This window comes from Acidobacteriota bacterium (assembly GCA_009838525.1).
GTDB lineage: Bacteria > Acidobacteriota > Vicinamibacteria > Vicinamibacterales > UBA8438 > VXRJ01.
On the sequence record VXRJ01000016.1, the window covers coordinates 150,076 to 170,270 of the forward strand.

General features: G+C 63.3%; 16 protein-coding genes. 8 read left to right on the forward strand and 8 right to left on the reverse strand.

Translation table 11 applies throughout. From position 1 onward, the window contains the following. Nucleotides 1-74: 74 nt before the first annotated feature. From F4Y45_05510 to F4Y45_05535, 6 genes are all read right to left on the reverse strand, one after another. Nucleotides 75-3,113, reverse strand: coding sequence for a type I restriction endonuclease subunit R (locus F4Y45_05510; protein MXY23963.1), 3,039 nt, complete (start codon nt 3,111-3,113; stop codon nt 75-77). A 532-nt stretch (nt 3,114-3,645) separates the two neighbouring features. Beyond that, nucleotides 3,646-5,415: an AAA family ATPase gene (locus F4Y45_05515; protein MXY23964.1), complete on the reverse strand. Its 1,770-nt coding sequence runs from the start codon at nt 5,413-5,415 to the stop codon at nt 3,646-3,648. A gap of 445 nt (nt 5,416-5,860) precedes the next feature. Then, the gene (locus tag F4Y45_05520; GenBank protein ID MXY23965.1) at nt 5,861-7,474 is read right to left on the reverse strand and encodes a hypothetical protein; all 1,614 of its coding nucleotides are present in this window, start codon (nt 7,472-7,474) and stop codon (nt 5,861-5,863) included. Then, nucleotides 7,416-7,664, reverse strand: coding sequence for a type II toxin-antitoxin system HicA family toxin (locus F4Y45_05525; GenBank protein ID MXY23966.1), 249 nt, complete (start codon nt 7,662-7,664; stop codon nt 7,416-7,418). Before F4Y45_05525 ends, F4Y45_05520 begins: the two co-directional genes overlap by 59 nt. Continuing rightward, complete coding sequence (locus F4Y45_05530; GenBank protein ID MXY23967.1) at nt 7,661-7,903, reverse strand: 2-oxoisovalerate dehydrogenase; 243 nt, start codon at nt 7,901-7,903, stop codon at nt 7,661-7,663. Before F4Y45_05530 ends, F4Y45_05525 begins: the two co-directional genes overlap by 4 nt. Nucleotides 7,904-7,923: 20 nt before the next feature. After that, nucleotides 7,924-9,918 carry an SAM-dependent DNA methyltransferase gene (locus tag F4Y45_05535; protein MXY23968.1) on the reverse strand — a complete coding sequence of 665 codons (1,995 nt, stop codon included), beginning with the start codon at nt 9,916-9,918 and terminating at the stop codon, nt 7,924-7,926. 907 nt (nt 9,919-10,825) lie between these two features. Between F4Y45_05535 and F4Y45_05540 the strand changes: the two genes are divergently transcribed. After that, entirely contained in the window at nt 10,826-11,647 is an 822-nt protein-coding gene (locus F4Y45_05540; GenBank protein ID MXY23969.1) for a hypothetical protein, read from the forward strand. Beyond that, complete coding sequence (locus tag F4Y45_05545; protein MXY23970.1) at nt 11,644-13,041, forward strand: ThiF family adenylyltransferase; 1,398 nt, start codon at nt 11,644-11,646, stop codon at nt 13,039-13,041. Before F4Y45_05540 ends, F4Y45_05545 begins: the two co-directional genes overlap by 4 nt. A gap of 519 nt (nt 13,042-13,560) precedes the next feature. Here the strand turns inward: F4Y45_05545 and F4Y45_05550 are convergent. Further along, a complete protein-coding gene (locus tag F4Y45_05550) occupies nt 13,561-13,779 on the reverse strand; it encodes a hypothetical protein (protein ID MXY23971.1) in 219 nt (72 codons plus the stop codon). A 483-nt stretch (nt 13,780-14,262) separates the two neighbouring features. On the opposite strand from F4Y45_05550, the gene F4Y45_05555 reads away from it, so the two are divergent. Then, complete coding sequence (locus tag F4Y45_05555; protein MXY23972.1) at nt 14,263-14,808, forward strand: hypothetical protein; 546 nt, start codon at nt 14,263-14,265, stop codon at nt 14,806-14,808. A 498-nt stretch (nt 14,809-15,306) separates the two neighbouring features. Here the strand turns inward: F4Y45_05555 and F4Y45_05560 are convergent, their stop codons facing one another. Further along, nucleotides 15,307-15,978 carry a lipoate--protein ligase family protein gene (locus F4Y45_05560; GenBank protein ID MXY23973.1) on the reverse strand — a complete coding sequence of 224 codons (672 nt, stop codon included), beginning with the start codon at nt 15,976-15,978 and terminating at the stop codon, nt 15,307-15,309. A 32-nt stretch (nt 15,979-16,010) separates the two neighbouring features. Between F4Y45_05560 and F4Y45_05565 the strand changes: the two genes are divergently transcribed. The 5 genes from F4Y45_05565 to F4Y45_05585 all read left to right on the forward strand — a co-directional run bounded on the left by F4Y45_05565 (nt 16,011) and on the right by F4Y45_05585 (nt 20,193). Next, a complete protein-coding gene (locus F4Y45_05565) occupies nt 16,011-17,249 on the forward strand; it encodes an aminotransferase class V-fold PLP-dependent enzyme (protein ID MXY23974.1) in 1,239 nt (412 codons plus the stop codon). Further along, on the forward strand, nt 17,246-17,731 hold the full coding sequence (locus tag F4Y45_05570) for a glycine cleavage system protein H (GenBank protein MXY23975.1): 486 nt from the start codon (nt 17,246-17,248) through the stop codon (nt 17,729-17,731). Before F4Y45_05565 ends, F4Y45_05570 begins: the two co-directional genes overlap by 4 nt. Before the next feature lie 34 nt (nt 17,732-17,765). Continuing rightward, nucleotides 17,766-18,857, forward strand: a complete 1,092-nt coding sequence (locus tag F4Y45_05575) for a cobalamin biosynthesis protein P47K (protein MXY23976.1) — start codon at nt 17,766-17,768, stop codon at nt 18,855-18,857. An 89-nt stretch (nt 18,858-18,946) separates the two neighbouring features. Further along, a complete protein-coding gene (locus F4Y45_05580) occupies nt 18,947-19,288 on the forward strand; it encodes a hypothetical protein (GenBank protein ID MXY23977.1) in 342 nt (113 codons plus the stop codon). Then, nucleotides 19,285-20,193, forward strand: coding sequence for a ferredoxin family protein (locus F4Y45_05585; GenBank protein ID MXY23978.1), 909 nt, complete (start codon nt 19,285-19,287; stop codon nt 20,191-20,193). Before F4Y45_05580 ends, F4Y45_05585 begins: the two co-directional genes overlap by 4 nt. Nucleotides 20,194-20,195 lie beyond the last annotated feature (2 nt).

Here is a 20,195-nt window from a genome sequence, read left to right on the forward strand (position 1 = left end):
GGGAGGACCTCTCAGCTCTATACCGCCCGGCGGCTGTTAACCCCCATTGGCGCAGTGCCGGTTGCCTCAGCGGGCTACCCACGAGACGCCGCCGACACCTCTGATGCACTCTCCGTTCTCTCGCAGGCCAGATCGAACACCGCGTCGGTCATCCAGCGCTTGAATCCCTCGTTGTCCATGAACTGCTTGAACAACTGGGTGTCGTCCTTCATGACACTCGTCACCACCCGCAGCAACGCCTTGCCATGCTCGATCCGCGCGTTCTCGTCGTCCGAGTTCCTCCGGGCGTTCTTGAAGGCGGCGTCCGCGGCGACGCGTGAAGGGATCGTCTCGGTGATGAGCTGCCGCACGCGGTCGGCGTCCTGCCACACGATGTCGCCGAAGTGGTCGTTGAACTGCTTCACGATGTCCGACAGCCGCTTCAGTTCCGGATCGGCAACGTGGCCGCCGCCGCCGGGGGCCGTCGGGTCGATGTCGGAGTCCTCGTCGGGCAGCATGAGGCTCTGCACGGTTTGCTTCTCGACCCGGTAGCTGTCCATGTCGATGGCGTCGAGGATGCCCCTCGTCGGGTCTTCCTCCGGTGGCGACGGTAGCTTCGGGATCAGGAAGTTCAGGAAGATCGACCGCTTCTCCCAGTCCGGATTGTCGTACGGAAGCACGCACGCGAGGAATCCGTAGGCCCTCATGAAGCCCTTGGCCTTGCCCTTGAATGCCACCTGCCCGTCCTCGTCAAGATCCTGCATGTACGCCGCCACGCACACGTCGAGGATCGGATCCAGCTGGTCGCGCTCCGCACCGCCCAGATAGCGGTCCACGAGTTCGTCGACCTGCTCGGGCCTGTAGACCTGGGCCGCGTCCAGATCCGCCTGGAGGTTGTGGAGCCGGTTCGGATCGGTCTCGTCCGCCAGGATCGTCGCGCGATGGTAGTCGGCGAAGGCGTCGCGGATCGTGTCCGCGTCGTTCAGGAAATCGAGCACGAAGACGTCGTGCTTCTTCGGGTGTGCCCGGTTGAGCCGCGAGAGTGTCTGCACCGCCTTGATGCCCGACAGCGTCTTGTCCACGTACATCGTGTGCAGCAGCGGTTCGTCGTAGCCGGTCTGGAACTTGTCGGCGCAGACCAAGAAGCGGTAAGGGTCTTCCTGAATCTTCTCGGCGATCTGGCTGGCCGGGAAGCCGTTCAGCGACGCCTCGCTCACCCTCTCGCCGCCGAACTCCGGCTCTCCGGAGAATGCGGCGATGGCCCGGTACGGGCTCTTGCGTTCACGCAGGTAGTCGCGGATGGCGTGAAAGTACTGGATCGCGCGCGCGACGCCGTTGGTGACCACCATCGCCCGCGCCTGGCCGCCGACCTTGTTGTGCCCGAGCACCTGAGCGTGAAAGTGGTCGACCATGATCTCGGCCTTGAGCCCGATCGCGTGCTCGTGGCCCTCGACGAATCGCCGCAGCTTCTTGTGGGCCTTCTTGACGTCGAACTCCGGATCGTCCTCCACCGTCTTGGTGAGCTTGTAGTAGCTGTCCACCGGCGTGTAGTGCGCCAGCACGTCCAGAATGAACTTCTCCTGGATCGCCTGCTTCATCGTGTAGCTGTGGAAGGCATGGTGACGGACGGCGCCATCCGGCTGCGGGTCCGGTTCGCCGAAGATCTCGAGGGTCTTGTTCTTCGGGGTGGCGGTGAATGCGAAGTAGCTGGCGTTCGGGAGTAGTCGGCGCGACTCGATCAGCCGATTGATGCGATCCTCGGTGGTCTCTTCCTCGACCTCCTCGCCGGCCTTCCCCAGCGCTGCGGATATCGACGCCGAAGTGCGCCCGCCCTGGCTGGAGTGCGCCTCGTCGATGATGATGGCGAACCGCCGATCCCGCTGCTCGTCCCCGATTTCGTCCAGGATGAACGGGAACTTCTGGACGGTGGAGATGATGATCTTCTTGCCGGCCTCGATGAACCGCCGGAGGTCGCCGGAACGCGCGGCACGCCCCACAGTTGCGCCGACCTGGGCGTACTGCCGGATCGTGTCGCCGATCTGCCGGTCGAGGATGCGCCGGTCCGTGACTACGATGATCGAATCGAAGACCTGCCGACCGTCCTTCGCGAGTCCGATCAATTGATGGGCCAGCCACGCGATGGAGTTGCTCTTCCCGCTGCCCGCCGAGTGCTGGATCAGGTAGCGCCGGCCTGTACCCTGCGCCGAGGCGCTGGCCAGGAGGCGGCGCACCACATCGAGCTGATGGTAGCGCGGCCAGACCTGCGTCCGCCTCTTTCGGCCCGTCTTCTCGTCCTTGCCGACCACCACCTGGGCGTAGTTTTCGAGGATGTTCGACAGGCTCTCGCGAGTGAGCACCTCGCGCCACAGGTAGTCCGTCTTGATGCCGCTCGGGTTCGGCGGATTCCCGGCCCCATCGTTCCAACCCCGGTTGAACGGCAGGAACCACGACGCCTTCCCCTTCAGATGCGTGCAGAAGCGCACCTCGCTCTCGTCCACGGCGAAGTGGGCGACGCACCGACCCAGTTCGAACAGCTTCTCCCGCGGATTTCGGTCCCTCCGGTACTGCTCAACCGCATCGTGGACGGTCTGCTTCGTGAGGTTGTTCTTCAGTTCGAAGGTGAACACCGGCAAGCCGTTGATGAACAACCCGATGTCGAGCGCCCGCTGCGTATCGTCGCGGCTGTACCGGACCTGCCGGGCGACGGTGAAGCGGTTCTGCCCGAAGCGCTCCCGCGCCTGCTCGTTCGCAGCCGATGGCGTGCCGTAGAACATGTCGAGATCGTGCGCGCCGTGCTTGATCCCGTGGCGCAGCACGTCGATCGTGCCGCGCTTGCTGATCTCTCCCTGTAGTCGCGCAAGGAACTTGCGCCGCGTCGGGCCCTCCTCGTCCAGCCCCAGCGCGTCGGCGGCTTCTGGTTGCGTGGCGTTCAGGAAGGCGACCAACTGCACCCGATCTATGCAGAACTCGCGGTCGTAGTCGTGGGGGTTGCCGCCGGTCCACCCGACGCCGCCGTAGGCGGGTCGTGCCTCTGAAACCTTGCCTTCCTTCGGAGGGTCGCAGGGCTGGCCGGTCAGGGCCGTGCAGATGAGCCGTTCGAGACCCCGCTCCGAGGTGTCGGTGACCTCAGTCATCGTCCTCGTCCCCGCATTCTGTAGTCCGTATCCGCACGCCCTTGCTCGTCACCACGACTATCGCGCCTCTCCGGAACTCGTGGCCGTGCCGATCGATTAAGCCGCGCATGCGTCCAAAAGGAACTTCACGACGCCTCTCGAACCCCAAGTCGGTCATACACCTGCTCGCCCGCCCCGGAACGATGCGCGAATTGCAGCCAAGCCTACATGTCCTCTGGTTCCACTTCCGGGTACTCTCCCCAGGTTCGTCTCTGCCGTGTCTCCCGCCGCGCGCATTCCCAGCACATCCCGCACCACCATTCGCGCGCCCGAATGTTCCGCCTTCCGCTGAAGATATCCGCCCGCAGCGTCACGGGATCGAGCAGTCCAATTCGTTGTTCATGGCCTTTTCCCCAAAGTTGCTACCCGCATCTCGTCCCTCACAACTGTCATCCAGCGCGAACGCGTGTGCCCTGACCGACCAGCAGCCTCTCACGGACCCTGACCCCTAAGAACCCGCCGTATTCCCTGATGGGCCAATAACGCACTGTTCCTAGTCGACAGCCACGCTCCGAAACACCTCCAGTCGGCGAATCAGCGCCGCCAGATCCTCCGGAACCTCCGCCGCCTTGTAGCAATCTAGTATTCTCACATCCGTCAATGTAATACCATGACTATCCTGTAGCCGGTCGCGTACCGCCCGCAGCACCTCTTTACCCGCTACAATTTCAAGTCTTGATTGCATGACATCCCATTTCTCTTCAAATATTCTAAGTGCTTCAGTCGTAAGCGTCGCCGGGTCTCTTCCCGTCGATTTAAAATAAGCACAGTACTTACTTATATACTGACCGCTGCATTTCTCCTTGAGCGAATCCGTAATAGACTCCAATATATTAACAATATCGACACCATCCTCAGGCGACCCGCCGCTTCGTCGAGCCCGGTCCTCTACTGCCTTTGTTGATGCTCGATGCAGAATCTCCGGAGACAGCAGATAATTCTCAAGCTCCTTGCGACCGTGAAAATGGGCAAATTCTATTTCTTCCTCTAGTTGGCCCTTGAGCCGAGTCAACTCTTCCTCACAGCGATAATCTCTATCGAAGATCGCGACGATGCTCAACTCTGCCCCTAGGGTACTCTTGAATCCCCACGCGAAGGCCTTGATTTTAGTCCACGAATCGAAACCCCCTAGTGCAATTGCCGTCAGCCCACTACCGGCCGCCAATTCATCAAAACCAAGAATCTTTGCAAATCTCCTTATTGTCTTGTAGTCATGCAAACTCTCCACAAACAGAATGCGCCGATTTCTTGCCAACTCCGTGAGTGTCAGATTCTGAATCGAACCGATATTGTCGAGCGCTTGCTGAACCCCTTCAATATCCCGCAAGCGACGTGCTGATTGTAGAGCCTTGTCTACCAGCAATATCTCGCTGGGATCCGCCTCGCTCAGGATTTCCACTGAATGAGTCGCAAGCACGATATCGGGACGAACCTCTCTGAGAATTCCCAACAGTTGCCTTTGCACTTCAGGGTGCAAATAGACTTCTGGCTCGTCAACGACTAGCAGATCCGATCCGGCACATCGCGAAATGTGCGTAAGCAGTTGGCACCAGATTTGAAACCCCAAGCCGGACCAATAGAGTTCTCGGTCAATTCGGTTCTCCGAAACGAACATAGTCAACTGATCTCGTAACGGGTCGAGTCGTTCAGGCTGCTGAATGGACATGCCGGGCCATGTGTTTTCCACAAGGCGCCGAAAGTCGTCGAAGCCATCTGGGTTTTTCCTCCAGTAGTTCCTAAAATGACGGCTGGCGGCCGGTGTACCAGCGGCGCGTCTCACAGTCTCGTCGGTGACGACGGACTCATGCTGTTCAATGGGACCGAGCACTGGAATAGTCTGGACCACTTCGGGAAATGCCTTCCGAAAGGCAGCCGGCGTGGTCGGTGGTCGTTGCGCTGTTTCCCATGACATCTTCACGCCTCCTTCCACTGGAAAGAGCAGGTGAATTTTGTTTCCGCGGGAGTAGCGTACTTCAATACGACTATCCGACTTCGTGTAGCCCGAGTGTACGTTCTCAAGGGAGATCGGCACCATGTTCTCGGGTATGTTGTGACCCCAGGAAACCGTGCCTGTAGGCGTCTTTACCAGTGAGGCTTTGCGAGAACGTGCTCGTCGTAACGACTGTTCAAGAACCCGAAATGCGCTCAGAACTGTGGACTTTCCGCTGTTGTTGGGTCCGACGAGCACGTTCATGCGCTGCAGGGATACGGAGTAGTTCCGCAGTGCCTTGAAGTTCTTGAACTTAACGGACGTTATGGACATGGCACAATGTGCAGCGCGCTCGCGCTCTCGCAACAATCGCCGACGGCGTTCCAGTGGAATCTCCGCGGGCACTGTGCGGTCCCCTTTGGCCGACGAGCGCCCTCAGAAAACCCCGCCTCCTGCGCCTAGACCGCGTTACCCAACTCTTTCGCCCGAATGTCGGGCACGTCGGCATGTCTACAGGACAACCGGCCCTCCTTCACGGACGGCTCGGTCAACGATTCGACCTCGCCTCCAGCGTGCGAGCGACGTCTACTCAGGAACCAGAAACCCCGCCACGGCGCTGTTACGATCCGTTCCACATGATATTCGGGCCGTTCCCACCCAGGAACCGGCACGGTTTGATTCCGACCGTCGCTGCGACGGTCTCCCTCCCACACCCGGCGTGTTCTCGTGCCTGTCGCAACAGAATGGGCCGCAACATCGTCTGCACGCGACCGTCCACTCACGCCCGCCCGTCCGGCTCCTCAGGGTCGTCGCGCCTATCACGCGCGGGGGTCCCGCAATCCTCGCGATCGGACCCTATGATCTCACCCTCGGAATCCGACCCGTCGCCCGTGGCGTTCACACCGTCGAGCTTGTCGTCCATAGCGAGGGGATCGATCTCCGGCAGCCCGGCTGCAACATCGCGAACGTCGAGTTTGCCAGTAACAACATCAGCGAACAGACGTGTGCGGTAGTCCGTCACCAGTTGGATTCCACGACGCGCAACCTCCGCGGCCATAGCCAGAGCCGCCAATCGCTCCTTGATGTACTGCGAGATGTGCCTTTGTTCATCCAGGTGCGGCACCGGCAGCCAAAGCCCCCGAACGTCTTCGCCATTAACCTTGAACGTCCCAACCGCTGTGTGTGCTACTGCCTCGATCTGGCTCCGAACGACTCCAGAATTGAGTACAGCCACGACAAACCGCGGAAGCGCCGTGCGAGTGAGTCGGACCCGCATCAGCAGGTCGGGATAGACCCACTCTTCCATTGCTCGGTCGACCAAACCAGCCCGACCGACCAGCCGAAGGTTTCCGTTGCCTCTCACGAGCAAGATGTCGTCGGCGACCAGCCCATAGACGCCTCTCCGGATGCCCGGATCAAGCGCTACCATCTTGACGTCTGCCTCGTGCACATCAACGACACCATCCCGGATGGCAGAGATCGCAAAGGATCGAACAGTGCCGTCCTCGACTGCTCGCGGAGAGATCCCGTTCTTGGGCCCCTCTCCGATCAGTCGGGAGAACCTGATGGCTTCCCAATGCTCAGGCATCTCCGCTAGCCACTCTACGCCAGCGTTCTTGTACGACGAGTACGGTCGCTCGGTGCGAACGTCGATCCGACCGGTTACAGCCTCGTGGATACTGGCCTGCTTCTGTTCCTCCAGCAGCGCGATCAGTTTCTCCTTGGCGCGGATGTAGCGCCGGATACGACGGTCGATGTGGTCGAGGAAGCGGACGATGGCGGCTTGTTCAGCGGGCGGAGGAACCGAGAACCACGCGGACTTGATTCCGTTGTGCGTAAGGCCGTACCTAGTCACGCCATTGGCACGTACATGAAACTGATACGCAACCGCCGAGCTCTGTGCCGCTCGAAACAGGAAACCACCGCTGACACAGTCTGAAAGGGGCCGAAGCAACGCAAGGTGGTAGCCACAAATCGTGTCATCTGTGGCTCCCTCGACAAGGGCTGGCACGCCTATGTCGTTCCACGCCTCCGAGTCCTTCGTGATGAGGACGTCACCGGCGCGTAGCCGAAACTTCTCGATCTCTTCCGACGCTGCCGTCGCAACCATGAGCCGCATTCCCGTCCGGATCCGGCCAGCCTTGTAGACATCCACGTAGTTACAGAGCCGTACTGGCCGTTCACCTTCCCTTGAGTGCTTGTCGACGCTGCTGACTCGCATCTCGGCGATCGTGCGAAGCCGCCGCACCTCCCAATGCGCCGGTACTGCTCCGAGCCACTCCACGCCGGAGTCCTTGTACCTCGAATACGGCTTGAGCTTGGCGGCGGTCACATCAACCGAAGAGGGTGTCGCGTACGGCCTGCTTGGGCAGGCCGAGGAATGCCGCCACATCGGCAGTGATTGCGTCTAGCGTACCGATCCGCACGTCCCGGTGCCGCGGTACGGTCACCTGATGCCGATCGCCTCCCGTCGTCAGGGTCATTGTCATGTGGCTGCCCCGAGTCCGGGTTACGCGGTAACCGTAGTGGCGGGCGAGCCGCCGGGCGACCTCGGTGCCCGAGAGGTCGCGGGGCAGCTTCATACCGCGATGGCCTCCTCCCGAACGAGATGCAATCGGATTACGCGCGGCACCTCGTCCTCATCGAAGTGACAGCGCACGGCGTCTCGCGCCATCTCCTTCAGATCGTCCCAGTTCTCGCCCTGCGTGTAGATGCTGTAGCCGAGCGCCCTGGCATCGTACCCGCCTTCGACAGCTTCCGTGACCTCGAAGATGATCTCCGCTGGCCGCGCCCGCGACTCCGCCGATGGATTGTCAGTCATTGGCCACTCCGTTGCGCTCGTCATCGCTCCGAGACCGGTTCGCGGTAGCCCAGGATCTCTGCCAACAGCCCCTCGTTCTGTTGCTCCAGGGCCATGATATCCGCGCGGATCTCGGTCAGCGTCCGCATTGGCTTCGGCTTGTAGAAATACCGCGTGAAGCTGATCTCGTAGCCGACCTTCACGTTGTCGGGTCGATACCAGGCGTCGGCGGCGTACGGCAGAACCTCACGCCGCAGGAACGCCTCGATGCCGCCTTCCTCCTGTAGCGGGATCTGCTCCGTGTCGCGCAGGTCGGTGTCCGGTTCGTACTCCACGACCGCGGACCGACCGTCGATGGTAGCCGGGCATAGGCCGCGGAGCGGGTCGGCCTGTGTGCCGCGCTTGTGGATCTTCCTGATGATCGCCGGGGCGTCCTCGCTCCGCTTGCGGTGCTCCTTCAGTTCCCTGATCTCGGCCGCCGTGTAGGCCCGGTTCGGATCGGCGCCGTTGATGCGCAGGGGCCTCTCCACCGTCACCTTCCAGTAGCCGAAGGCAGCGTTGTCGAAGATCTTGCTCTCCTCGGTCTCTTCGAAGGCGAGGTGCGTGTCACAGATGCGGGCGATGTCGTCGTCGCCCAGTTCGCAGTTCTTCTTGCCGAGGTTCTTGCGGAGCGGCCGGTGCCACTTCGTGGCGTCGATCAACTGCACCTTGCCCCGGCGGTGCGCGGCCTTGCGGTTGGTGAGCACCCAGACGTAGGTGGCGATACCGGTGTTGTAGAACATGTTGAGCGGGAGAGCGACGATTGCCTCTAGCCAGTCGTTCTCGATGATCCAGCGGCGGATGTTGCTCTCGCCCTGGCCGGCGTCACCGGTGAACAGCGAGCTGCCGTTGTGGACCTCGGCGATGCGGCTGCCGAGCGGCGTGTCCTGCTTCATCTTCGAGAGCTTGTTGGCGAGGAAGAGCATCTGGCCGTCGCTGGAGCGGGTGACCAGGGAGTACTCGGGATCGCCCGCGTGCTCGATGACGAAGCGCGGGTCGCGCATGTCCTTCTTGCCGCCCATGCGCTCTAGGTCAGTCTTCCAGCTCTTGCCGTAGGGCGGGTTCGAGAGCATGAAGTCGAACTCGCGCGACGGGAAGGCATCGTTCGCGAGCGTGGAATGCTCCGGTCCGCCGACGATGTTGTCGGCCGCCTCGCCCTCGCCCTTCAGCAGCAGGTCGGCCTTGCAGATGGCATAGGTTTCGGCGTTGATCTCCTGGCCGTACAGGTGCGTGGCAACGTCCTTGCCGTGCTCGGCCCCGATCTGCCGCAACGTCTCCTCGGCCACGGTAAGCATGCCGCCGGTGCCACAGGCGCCGTCGTAGAGCAGGTAGGTGGCGGACTTGATCTCCTCAGCGACGGGCAGGAAGACGAGCTTCGCCATCAGCCGCACGGCGTCGCGCGGTGTCCAGTGCTCGCCGGCTTCCTCGTTGTTCTCCTCGTTGAAGCGGCGGACCAACTCCTCGAAGATCGAGCCCACGGCGTGGTTGTCGAGGCCAGGATGCCGGACTGAGCCATCGGCGTTCATCACCGGTTTCGGACTGAGGTTGATCTCGGGTGAGGTAAGCCTCTCAATCAACGTGCCCAAGGCGTCGGCCTTCGAGAGCCGCGGAATCTGGTTACGGAACTCGAAGTTGTCGAGGATGTCCTGCACGTTGGGCGAGAACCCGTCGAGGTAGGCGCGGAAATCGGCCTCGAGCTGCTGGCGACTGGCACGGGCACGCAGGTCCCGTAGCGTGAACGGCGACGTGTTGTAGAACGCCTGCCCCGCCGCCTCACGCAGGGAAGACTTCTGCTCGATGATGCCGTGCTCATCGAGCACGGCCTTCATGTCGAGCACGGCCTGTTTGCCGTCTTCCAGAACAGCGTCCAACCGGCGCAGCACCGTCATCGGCAGGATGACGTCGCGGTACTTGCCGCGAACGTAGAGGTCGCGCAGCACGTCGTCGGCGATGCCCCAGATGAAGTTGGCAATCCAGTGCAGGTCGTGATTGCTCACCGGACGTTTCCTCTGCTCCGCTCCTCCCAGACGTACCGGCAACTCGGCATCGGCTGGCGGCGGCGCTCTTCACGCGTTCCGTACTTTCCGGCCTTCCGCCAGCCCGGAAGTGTAACGGAGCGTAGCGCACCAACATTCAGCGACCGGCACCCGGCGATGTACTGGTCAGGCTCTCGGCCACGTGGTCGATGTAGACGCGGCTGCCCCGCGGCACCGCCTTGGGCAGTCGCAACCCTCCCACTCGGGAGCTGCGGCGGCCAGCGAATTGAGGTTCAAGGCCCTCGGTCTGCTCCCTTCGTTGTAGAGTGCCGGACCTTGACGAACCGTGGGCTGCTACCGCCACTCGACGTACAGGATGGGTATTCCGTTCTCGATTCGTAAGAACACGAAGCTCAACCGGTTAGACCGTCGGACCTCCGGAGCCGTTCTGGATTCATTTGACATTCCAGAAGTCCTGGCATCCATGGCGAAATCGAGAATCCCATGGGTCCAAGACGGTCACAAGACTCTGCACTTCTGGGTTGCCACTGACAACACATCGCCCGACCGCGTGAGCGCCGCGGCAGGATGGCGTCACCGCCGCCACTTGGCATCCGCTGACCGTCTTAGCTCAGGCGCCGATTCCCCCAACCTTCCAGCCGCCACCCGGCGACGGCGCGCGTAGCTTCCCGAACGCAGACCTCCGAACACCGCCCCTCTGCAGCCAAAGGCCCCGTCCCCTCGGTGCCGCCGCTTCAGCCGTCGTTCGCCGCCGTACACGTCGACCGCGCCCGTGGTTATCGGCTATAATGTCAATCAAGGTCAACTCGCTGTAGGCTGGCCGCCTGCACGAATACTACGATCTCGATCCCTCGCCCGCACGGCCGTACGAGTCTGAGGGTCACAACCGCTCGGGAATCCGGGAGGCATGATGAGCTACAAAGTGATCATTGATGGCAAGCGCTACGAATTCCAGGATCCCGTGCCGACCGGCCGACAGCTCCTCGACTGTGCCGACAAGCATCCTGCCGAAGAGTACCGCGTACTCGTGATGGGGCCGCGCCGCCAACTTGAAGACATCGACTTGGAGGAAACCACCGATCTGCGCGAGCCTGGCCGCGAAGTCTTCTTCACATTCAAGAGCGACCGATCGTTCAACTTCATGCTCGACGGCCGTCGCCAGCCTTGGGGCAACGATACGATTACGGAGACTATCCTGCTCCAGATTGCTGGCCTTGGCGGCAATCATCGTGTCTGGCAAGAACATAAGAACGAGCCGGACAAGCTGCTCGATCGCGGCGAAACCGCAACCCTGAGCGGCGAAGGGGTAGAACGTTTCTTCACCGGCGAGCGTGAATCGACAGCTGGCTCCACCATTATTCCCGCGCCCGACCGTCGCTACCTTGAGGACCACGGCTTGCAACCAGACGCGATCATCGAAAACAACCAGAAGGGTCTGGTGTTCCCTTCGTACCCACTGCCCAATGGCAAATTCAATCGACCTCAAACCGATATTCTGATCCTCCTTCCCGCCGGATACCCCGACGCGCCACCAGACATGTTCTTTTGTAACCCACCAATCCTCTTGGCGGACGGTTCCGCGGCCGCCAGCACCGACGTCCAGTTCCCATTTCACGGCCGTCTCTGGCAGCGCTGGAGTCGGCACAATTCAGCTTGGCGCCCCGGCATCGACGGAATCCATACGATGCTTCAGCGCGTGAATGCCGCGCTTCAAAGTGCCACGCGATGAGCTTGTGCGCGGTCACTCTACTCGACGACCACGCCGCCCAACTCCGGCAGCTAGTACTACCGAAGCACGGCCGAGAAGGCGCCGCCTACGTGCTTTTTCGCCGCGTCCGCGCGACAGATGCCTGGGAGAGCGTGCCCCTCATCCGATATCTCTCCCGAGAAGTCGTGCCTCTCGATTCTCAAGGCATCCTATCATCTTCGCGGAACCACGTTACTACCGACAACGATGGGTACGTGCGGCTTCTTCAACGCGCCGCCCAAACTGATTGCGCTCCAGGCTTCGTGCACGGTCACCCTAGTGGCTTCGACCGCTTCTCCCAGCGCGACGACGCCAACGAGGCTGCGCTGACGCAACTCGCACAGAATCGCAATGGAGAAGATGTCCATCTTGTTAGCCTTGTCTTCGCTGGCGACACCGTGCCCTTCGGGCGGGTGTGGACGACTCCGGACTCTAACACCACTTTCGACGCGATAAGCACTGTCGGTCAGCAAATCCGCCTCCACGCTCGCTGCCCCGATATTTCCCGCGCTGCGTTCCACCGCCAAGAGCTCGCATTCGGCCCGGCCCTTACCCGAACGCTCGCCTCTCTAAGAGTTGGTGTTGTCGGCTGCGGAGCAACTGGTACGGCCACCGTAATGCTACTCGCGCGACTTGGCGTACGGCGGCTCCTGTTGATTGATAACGACACCGTAGAAACGACCAACCTCAATCGGCTGTTGGCGGCGTCAGCGTCGGATGTAGGCGAACCGAAGATAGACGTTACACGTGCGATGGTTGAGAGAATGGACCTGGGTGTCGCGGTGCAAACCTACAAGGGGTGGGTGGGTGACGCGGCCGTCCGCGACCGCTTGAAGTCGTGCGATGTCTTGTTCGGCTGCACCGACGACCATGACGGGAGGGCGCTACTAAATCGCTTTGCATACTTCTACCTCGTACCCGTCTTTGACATGGGAATCCGCATCAACGTCGCACCAGACCGCGCCGCAGTTACACACGCCGATGCTCGGGTCACAGTACTCATTCCTGGTGCACGGTGCCTATTGTGTCATGGAGTGGTCAACCCGGTACAAGCACGCGAAGACGACCTCCTCCGACGCGATCCAGAAGAATATGCGCGACGCCGAGCCGAAGGCGAAGCCTACATCCGGGGCGGCGGCGTCCCAAACCCTGCCGTCGTCACCTTCACGACCGGTGTTGCCTGCATGGCCGTGGATGAGTTTGTTCACCGCCTCACTAACTACCGCCACAGCGGTCCTATTGACCATAGAGTATCCAAGTATCATCTTTCCGACGAACGGCGTCCGGGAGCGGACTCAGGCCCTTGCCCCATTTGCCTCGACTCTGAGTATTGGGGCCTCGGCGACACGGAACCCTTCCTAGATCGAGTGGGCTAGCATGTTCAGGGGTCTGTTGCTGCGCGCCCTCGTTCGGCTCCGCCTCGTCGAAGAACCGGCGTTCCGCATAACGGTGCAGGATACCCATCCAAGGCCAGAACAACTTGCCGCAGATAGCATTGTGCTTGTACGGGGCACCAGCGGCGATAAGTGGACCTGTTTTCAATGTCCTGGCGGTTGCGGCCAGAAAATCATGCTCCCCGCTGACACCTGGCACACGGGCACCGACTGGCTCGGCCGACCGCGAATCGAGCCGTCGATCCGACAACTCAACGACTGCGGTTGCCACTTCTGGATACGGCGAGGCAAGGCGTACTGGTGCCGTGATTCTGGTACATTCCCGAGTCCTTAGCCCGGCCGCACTGTATTTCTCTTGGCCCTCACCTAACTTGCGTTCTTTAAGAACCCACTGGCTCTCGCCGTGCCGTCGATCTCAACTCCTCTGGCAAACCACTCCCTGTGGTTCCGCCGACGTCGACCAGTATCCCCATTCCCGACTGACTGCACTGAGTTCGCCCACTACAAACCTGAATGCAGGGCCGCCAGCAATGACGAAATAGAAGAACGCGTGAGCGCCACTCTCGCCACCACCTGCGGTCGTTCGACCTCTGCCAAGCGCTCGCCTTCGGTTGGTCGCTCACCCTCTCCCGCCGGAAGGCCTGGTGTGGTCAACCCGATGGTCAAATAGTACTGATCGTGCTCACCTTCCTGAAGCAGAAAACGATTGGCCGGTCGCACCGGTACGTCTTCTCCTCCTGACCAATCTCTCCCCAGCATTCTCTTCTCCTTTCGAAACCTAATTCGCTTCAGACCGTACACACGGGCGTTTGCCGTGTCAAGTGTGCCGTGCTATTCTCCCTCGCCGTGACGCAGCAGCAATTGCGGATTCGCCAGACCCAACTCCTTGAGCAAAGAACCGCCGAGGAGATCCAGCAGGCAATCAGAGACTTCGGGCTCCTTCCGTTTCGCCGTCTGGGCGCTGACATTGTCCGTGCACGCGTCTTCGAACTTCTTCACGTAACCGATTCGAACGGGGATGTTCAGAGCCCGAGCATCGTCCAGCCTGTTCCCATACGGTTTTACAATGCCAAATCCCGTTTTTATCGCGTTCGAACCGCCGACCAACTTTGTGCCCTCGACGACTGCTGGTGTCCGCCAAGCCCGTGTATGAAGCGAAATCGCCTTAATCGAACAGGGAAACAGATCCTCTATACCTCTCCGATGGACTATCGCGTAGCGGTCGAGGAAATCGGCGTCGACAAGAAGGCAATGGATATCTTCTCTCTGATTGTCTATGGCGTCAAGAGGAGCAAGCAAGTACGCCTCACGTATATTGGTGGGACTGACGACAATTCGACACCGTCGATTGAACTGGGTATGTACCTGGATTTCATACATAATTGGTTTGCACGAGACGTGGGCCAAGGAACTGAGTACCTGTACAATATCAGCAACGCGATAAAGGATGCGTACCCAAAAGGCGACACCGATGGCTGGTGCTATCCGAGTGTTGCTCATCGGAACGGTGCTCTTAACGCCGCGTTCATCCCGTCGAAAGCGGACAACAAGCTAGAGATCCTCGCGGTGATTGCCGCGCAAACTTGGAGGTGGACAGCCGACGGCACGGACCAGTACGAGGTGAAGTTTATGCGAGTTGGCTTTGTAGGGGCCAAGGGGAAACTGCTATATGAACCATATGATCACAGCAAACACGCTGAGTTGGTGCCGGGCTACGAGCCTCCAGATCTTGCGAGTATCGTAGGGTGAGCGCCATCGCGTCACGGTAGCAGCATGTCCGACAGTTAGGAGCCGTCCATTTCGAATAGCGAACCGAGACATTGATGGTCAGGAACTAGACGTGCCTGCCCCGCATGGGCAACGCCTCGACAGAAGACAAACGACAGCAGGTCCTTGACGAGGCGTCCCGGACCAGGGTCGAGAGCATCGTGACGGGCGCTGAGGGACGGTACGAAATCGCGCGACATGCACGCAGACGATGCCTCGGTGTGCACAACGCCTACGACTTTCTGTCGGTGGCCCCTTTTGGCACCGCGTGCGGATCTCGGCGAGCATCCGGCCCCAGCCGGCACCATTCGCGGCACTTGGATCGCCGTCCCTGTCGCTGCAAGCCGAGCGTCCGACCACGCTTCGGAGAACCAGTCGATGAACGGTAGTTGACATCGGGGGCCCGCTGTCCCCCTTGTCGACACCTGCGCACTGACCGGTGAAGATCGGGCACGCCGTCGCGGTGTTCCGCGCCGCGACTTAAGTGCCGTGCGCCCGCGACAGCCGTTGAAAGCGGGCCATGAGGTCCGCGCGATGGAGGGGGACGTTCGTGATGAACTCGCGGTGCTGGCGCGAGCCTCTCCAGGCCGGGTGCTGCGGCGGTTCGGGCAGAACCGCGTCGATCAGGTCGAGGTCGAAGCCATAGAGGATGGTGCCGTGGTGAAGCAGGGTGTTACGGAGACGTCGCTGGGCGTGGCCGGCGAACTTCAAGTTGCCGAGCGCGAGGTCGGTCGACTGGATGGTGACGGCAGGAATGGCGAGCGCATTGACCACGGCACCGAGTAGCGTTTCGTAGCTACCGGCGACGTCGGCGAGCGCGGGGCGTGCGTCGAGGGAGAGAATTAGCGCGAAGTTGAGGCAGCCGGGGCCGAGCACGACCGCTCCCCCACCGGATTCGCGGCGGAGGATCGGCACGCCGCGGGCCGCGCAGGCGTCGACGTACGCCCAAGCGTCCGCGGAACCGTTGCGGGGCAGGACGACGGTCGGATGAGCAGCCTCCCAGATGAGCAGGTGCTCCCCTCCCCCAGCACCGCTTGGCGTGTCGCCGGCATGCACGCCCGCGCACTGGACGCGCTCGACGCTCGCCAAGATCTCCCGTTCCTCGCGCAGCCCCGTGGCGGCTGGCACGACCCCGAGGTCGGTCAGCTCCATGGGGGCTGGCGGTACAATCCGGGCAATCAAGGGTGACTGATTCTGCCGCGACGGAACGGACGGGGGCAGTCTATCTGGACTGCGCCGCCACCTGCCCGCTGGATCCGCGGGTAGCCGCGGAGCTGCGGCGATTCTCCGAGGCGGAGTTCGGAAACGCGGGCAGCCGGACGCACGACTTCGGGCGGCTCGCCAGGCAGGCGGTCGAACGGGCGCGGGCGCATGTCGCGCGGGTCGTGGACGCGGGCCGGAACGAGGTGGTGTTCACGAGCGGCGCGACGGAGGCGAACAACCTCGCGATCCTGGGCCTTGAAGCGTTCGGACGGACGCACGGTCGGAAGCACTTGGTCAGCACGCGGATCGAGCACCACGCGGTGCTGGAGCCGTTGCGGGCCCTCGCCGAGCGCGGATTCGAACTGACGCTGGTCCAGCCGGAGCCGGGAGGCTGGGTCGATGTCGGCCGCGTCGCGGATGCGGTTCGTCCGGACACGCTGCTCGTGTCGGTGATGCAGGTGAACAACGAGACCGGCGTCGTGCAACCGGTTGACGCAATCGCGGATCGGCTGGAGGACGCCGGGTCGGAGGCGTTCCTGCACGTTGACGCGGCGCAGGGGTTCGGCAAAGCGATCGAGCCGCTACGGTCGAAACGGATCGATCTCATCAGCATCAGCGCGCACAAGATCTGCGGGCCGAAGGGCATTGGCGCGCTGATCGCCCGGCGGCGGGGAACCGACAAGCCGCCGCTCACGCCGCTGCTGCACGGGGGCGGGCAGGAGATGGGGCTGCGGCCCGGCACGTTGCCGGTCGCGCTCATCGCCGCGTTCGGCCGCGCCGCCGAGATCGCGCTCGAAGAGCAGGCGGCGCGTCGTGACGCTGCGGCGGCGTTCGAACGGCGCCTGCTCGACGGACTCGCGCCGCTTGCGCCGCGCGTGAACGGCGATCCGGAACGCCGGATCCCGTACATCCTGAACCTGTGGATCCCGGACTGGGACAAGGAAGGCCTGATCGAGGCGTGGGCGCCGTTCGCGGCGATTTCGGACGGCGCCGCCTGCACGTCGCAGTCGTACACGTGCAGCCATGTGCTGGCCGCGATGGGGGTCGAGGGGCAAGCGGAGACGGGCGCGGTCCGGCTGTCGTGGTGTCATCTGACGGAGGAGCCGGACGTGGCGGCGATGGTGAGGGCTTGCCGGCCTGGAGGCCGGCGCACCGGCCGGCGCACCAGTGGGACCACGGGCGGGCTCTCCGAGCGCGTTGCGGCGGGCAGGCCATCATGACGCCGCGCCGTCCCGCCGGCGAGGTGCTCCGCTACAAGCGCTCCCGCTTCGCGACCCGCCTCCCGAAGCACTACCGCTACACGCGAGCCCATTATTGGCTGCACCGCGAGTCGGACGACGGCCCGTGGCGGATCGGCCTGACTACGTTCGCCACGCGGATGCTGGGCGACCTAGTAGAATGCAACTTTGCGCTGGCGGCGGGCGACCCGGTCAGGGTCGGCCAGCCCATCGGCACCATCGAGGGATTCAAGGCAATCTCGGACCTGTACGCCGTGGCGGAGGGACGCTTCGCCGGGGCGAACGGGGCGCTCGACATGGACATCACGCTGGTCGAATCGGCGCCTTACGCGGACGGCTGGCTGTATGCCGTCGACGGCGCCGCCGACCCCGACAGTCTGGACGTGGAAGGCTATGTCTCCGTCCTCGACGCCACGATCGACCGGATGCTGGCGGCCCGGGGCGAGGGGGATCCCGATGCCTGAGGCCCGCGCCGGCGACGGCGCGGCCCGCTACATCATGGTGGGGGGCTTTCTCGGCGCCGGCAAGACGACCGCCATCCTGCGCCTCGCCCACCACCTGACCGACGCTGGCCAGCGCGTGGGACTGATCACGAACGATCAGAGCGTCGGGCTGGTCGACACGACCCTGGCCCGGGCCGAGGGCTTCCCGGTCGAGGAGATCACCGGCGGCTGCTTCTGCTGCCGCTTCAACACGCTGATGGACGCGGCGGACAAGCTGACCGCGGACGCTCGCCCGGATGTCTTCATCGCCGAGCCGGTCGGCAGTTGCACCGACCTGCGCGCCGCCGTGAGCTACCCGTTGCGCCGGATGTACGGCGACGCCTTCGAGATCGCTCCGCTCAGCGTCCTGGTCGATCCCATTCGCGCCCTCCGCATCCTGGAGCTGGAGCCGGGCCGCTCGTTCTCAGAAAAGGTGCGCTACGTCTACGACCGGCAGTTGGCCGAGGCGGACGTAATCGTCGTCAACAAGACGGACATCGTGGACGGCGGACGTCTGGCCAGTCTCCGGCAGGGGCTCGCGGAGCGGTATCCGCAGGCGGAAGTAATCGCCATGTCCGCCCGCGAAGGCGACGGCGTGGCCGGCTGGTTCGACCGGGTGACGGGCGGCGCGCTCGGTTTGGACGCCTCGCCCGACGTCGACTACGAGACCTACGCGGAGGGCGAAGCGCTGCTCGGCTGGCTGAACGCGACGGTGCGCGTGACCGCGGGTGCGCCGTTCGATGGCAACGCGCTGCTGCGGGAGCTGGCCGGCCGGATCGCGGTCACGGTCGGCGCTGGCGAGATCGCCCACCTGAAGATGACGCTGACGGCGGAGGAGCTGCCCTCCGACATCGCCGTCCTGAACCTGGTGGCGGGCGACCGCGGGGCGGAGATGGCGCATACGCTGAAGGCGCCGATCGACGCGGGCGAACTGATCCTGAACCTCCGGGCCGAGGCGGATCCGGAACTGCTCCACGACGCCGCGCTTGCCGCCCTCCGCGGGTGGGAAGCCGAGGCCGCGGGCCGTCGCGCGGCAGTCGATCACATCGAGCACTTCCGTCCCGCGAAGCCGGAGCCGACGTACCGGATGGCGACCGCCACCGCCTGATCGCCCGAGGGCATGAGACTGCAATGAGCGACCGCGAGCGGACCGAGCCGAAAGCCCCGGAGGGCGGCGGCGCCAGCGCCGGACCGGCCCTGGTTTACTGCCGCTGCGCCTACGCGCGCGTCGTGCCGCTGAAGGTGAAGGACGGCGTCCTGGAAGCGCTGGCCGCCTCCGGCGTCGACTTCGACGCCGCGCCCGACCTGTGCGAGATGTCGGCGCGGCGCGATCCGCGCCTCAAGGAGATCGCGGGCGCCGGGCCCGTGAAGATCGCCGCGTGCTATCCTCGCGCGGTCCGCTGGCTGTTCAACGACGCCGGCTCTCCCCTCGACGAGGAACAGGTCACGATCCTGAACATGCGCGAGCAGACGGTGGAAGAGGTAGCGGCCGCCATGCTGAACGGCGACTCCCAACCTGCGACGGAGGAGAACGAATGAGCGGCGCCGGCGCGCTCTCGCTGCCCGTCCTGCAGGTGGCGCTCTACGAGGGGCGCGGGGCCGAGCCGATTGACGCCGGGCGACGCTTCGCGCTCATGGGCGCCCTGCTCGATCGCGGCTACCGCGTGACTCGCGTCACGGAAGGGGCCGCCGCGCGCGCCGACGACGGCAACGCGCTCGCCGTCCTCGGCCGGTTCAGCGACGAGAAGCCGGCCGACGCGCTCGGCACGGACGGCGGCGGCCGCGTCTGGTTCCGGGACATCGGGGACCACACGCCGGACGCCGTGATCGCGCAGGTCGAGGCGATCCGCGCCGAGTGCGACGCCCGCGAGCCGGGGGGCTGGAAGCCGTGGTTCCCGGTCATCGACTTCGACCGCTGCACCAACTGCATGCAGTGCCTCAGCTTCTGCCTCTTCGACGTGTACGGCGTTTCGAAGCAGGGGCAGATCCAGGTCCAGAACCACGACAACTGCAAGACCGACTGCCCCGCCTGCTCGCGCGTCTGCCCGGAGGTGGCGATCCTCTTCCCGAAGTATCGCCACGGCCCGATCCACGGCGGCGAGGTGAACACCGACGACGTGCGGCGCGAGGCGATGAAGGTGGACATCTCCGCCCTCCTCGGCGGCGACATCTACGCCGCGCTGCGCGACCGGAGCGCGAAGGCGAAGTCGCGCTTCTCGAAGGAACGGGACGAGGAGCGCGCGCTGAAGGAGCGGCAGAAGTGCCTCGTCAAGCTGCAGGCGAACCTCGACATCCCGACCGAGGTACTGGCGAGCCTGCCGACCCTCGACGAGATCCAGGCCAAGGCGGAAGCCGCGAAGCGCCGCGCGGAAGAGGCGGTGGAGGCCAATCTGGCCGCCGGCCGGGCCGGGGGCGAAACGGCCGGGGCCCGCCAGGAGTCCTGATC

Coding starts and splice junctions, on each gene's coding strand:
- F4Y45_05510 (MXY23963.1), bottom strand. CDS start 3,113: ATGACTGAGGTCACCGACACCTCGGAGCGGGGTCTCGAACGGCTCATC.
- F4Y45_05515 (MXY23964.1), bottom strand. CDS start 5,415: ATGTCCATAACGTCCGTTAAGTTCAAGAACTTCAAGGCACTGCGGAAC.
- F4Y45_05520 (MXY23965.1), bottom strand. CDS start 7,474: ATGTGGCGGCATTCCTCGGCCTGCCCAAGCAGGCCGTACGCGACACCC.
- F4Y45_05525 (MXY23966.1), bottom strand. CDS start 7,664: ATGAAGCTGCCCCGCGACCTCTCGGGCACCGAGGTCGCCCGGCGGCTC.
- F4Y45_05530 (MXY23967.1), bottom strand. CDS start 7,903: ATGACTGACAATCCATCGGCGGAGTCGCGGGCGCGGCCAGCGGAGATC.
- F4Y45_05540 (MXY23969.1), top strand. CDS start 10,826: ATGATGAGCTACAAAGTGATCATTGATGGCAAGCGCTACGAATTCCAG.
- F4Y45_05545 (MXY23970.1), top strand. CDS start 11,644: ATGAGCTTGTGCGCGGTCACTCTACTCGACGACCACGCCGCCCAACTC.
- F4Y45_05555 (MXY23972.1), top strand. CDS start 14,263: ATGGACTATCGCGTAGCGGTCGAGGAAATCGGCGTCGACAAGAAGGCA.
- F4Y45_05560 (MXY23973.1), bottom strand. CDS start 15,978: ATGGAGCTGACCGACCTCGGGGTCGTGCCAGCCGCCACGGGGCTGCGC.
- F4Y45_05570 (MXY23975.1), top strand. CDS start 17,246: ATGACGCCGCGCCGTCCCGCCGGCGAGGTGCTCCGCTACAAGCGCTCC.
- F4Y45_05575 (MXY23976.1), top strand. CDS start 17,766: ATGGTGGGGGGCTTTCTCGGCGCCGGCAAGACGACCGCCATCCTGCGC.
- F4Y45_05585 (MXY23978.1), top strand. CDS start 19,285: ATGAGCGGCGCCGGCGCGCTCTCGCTGCCCGTCCTGCAGGTGGCGCTC.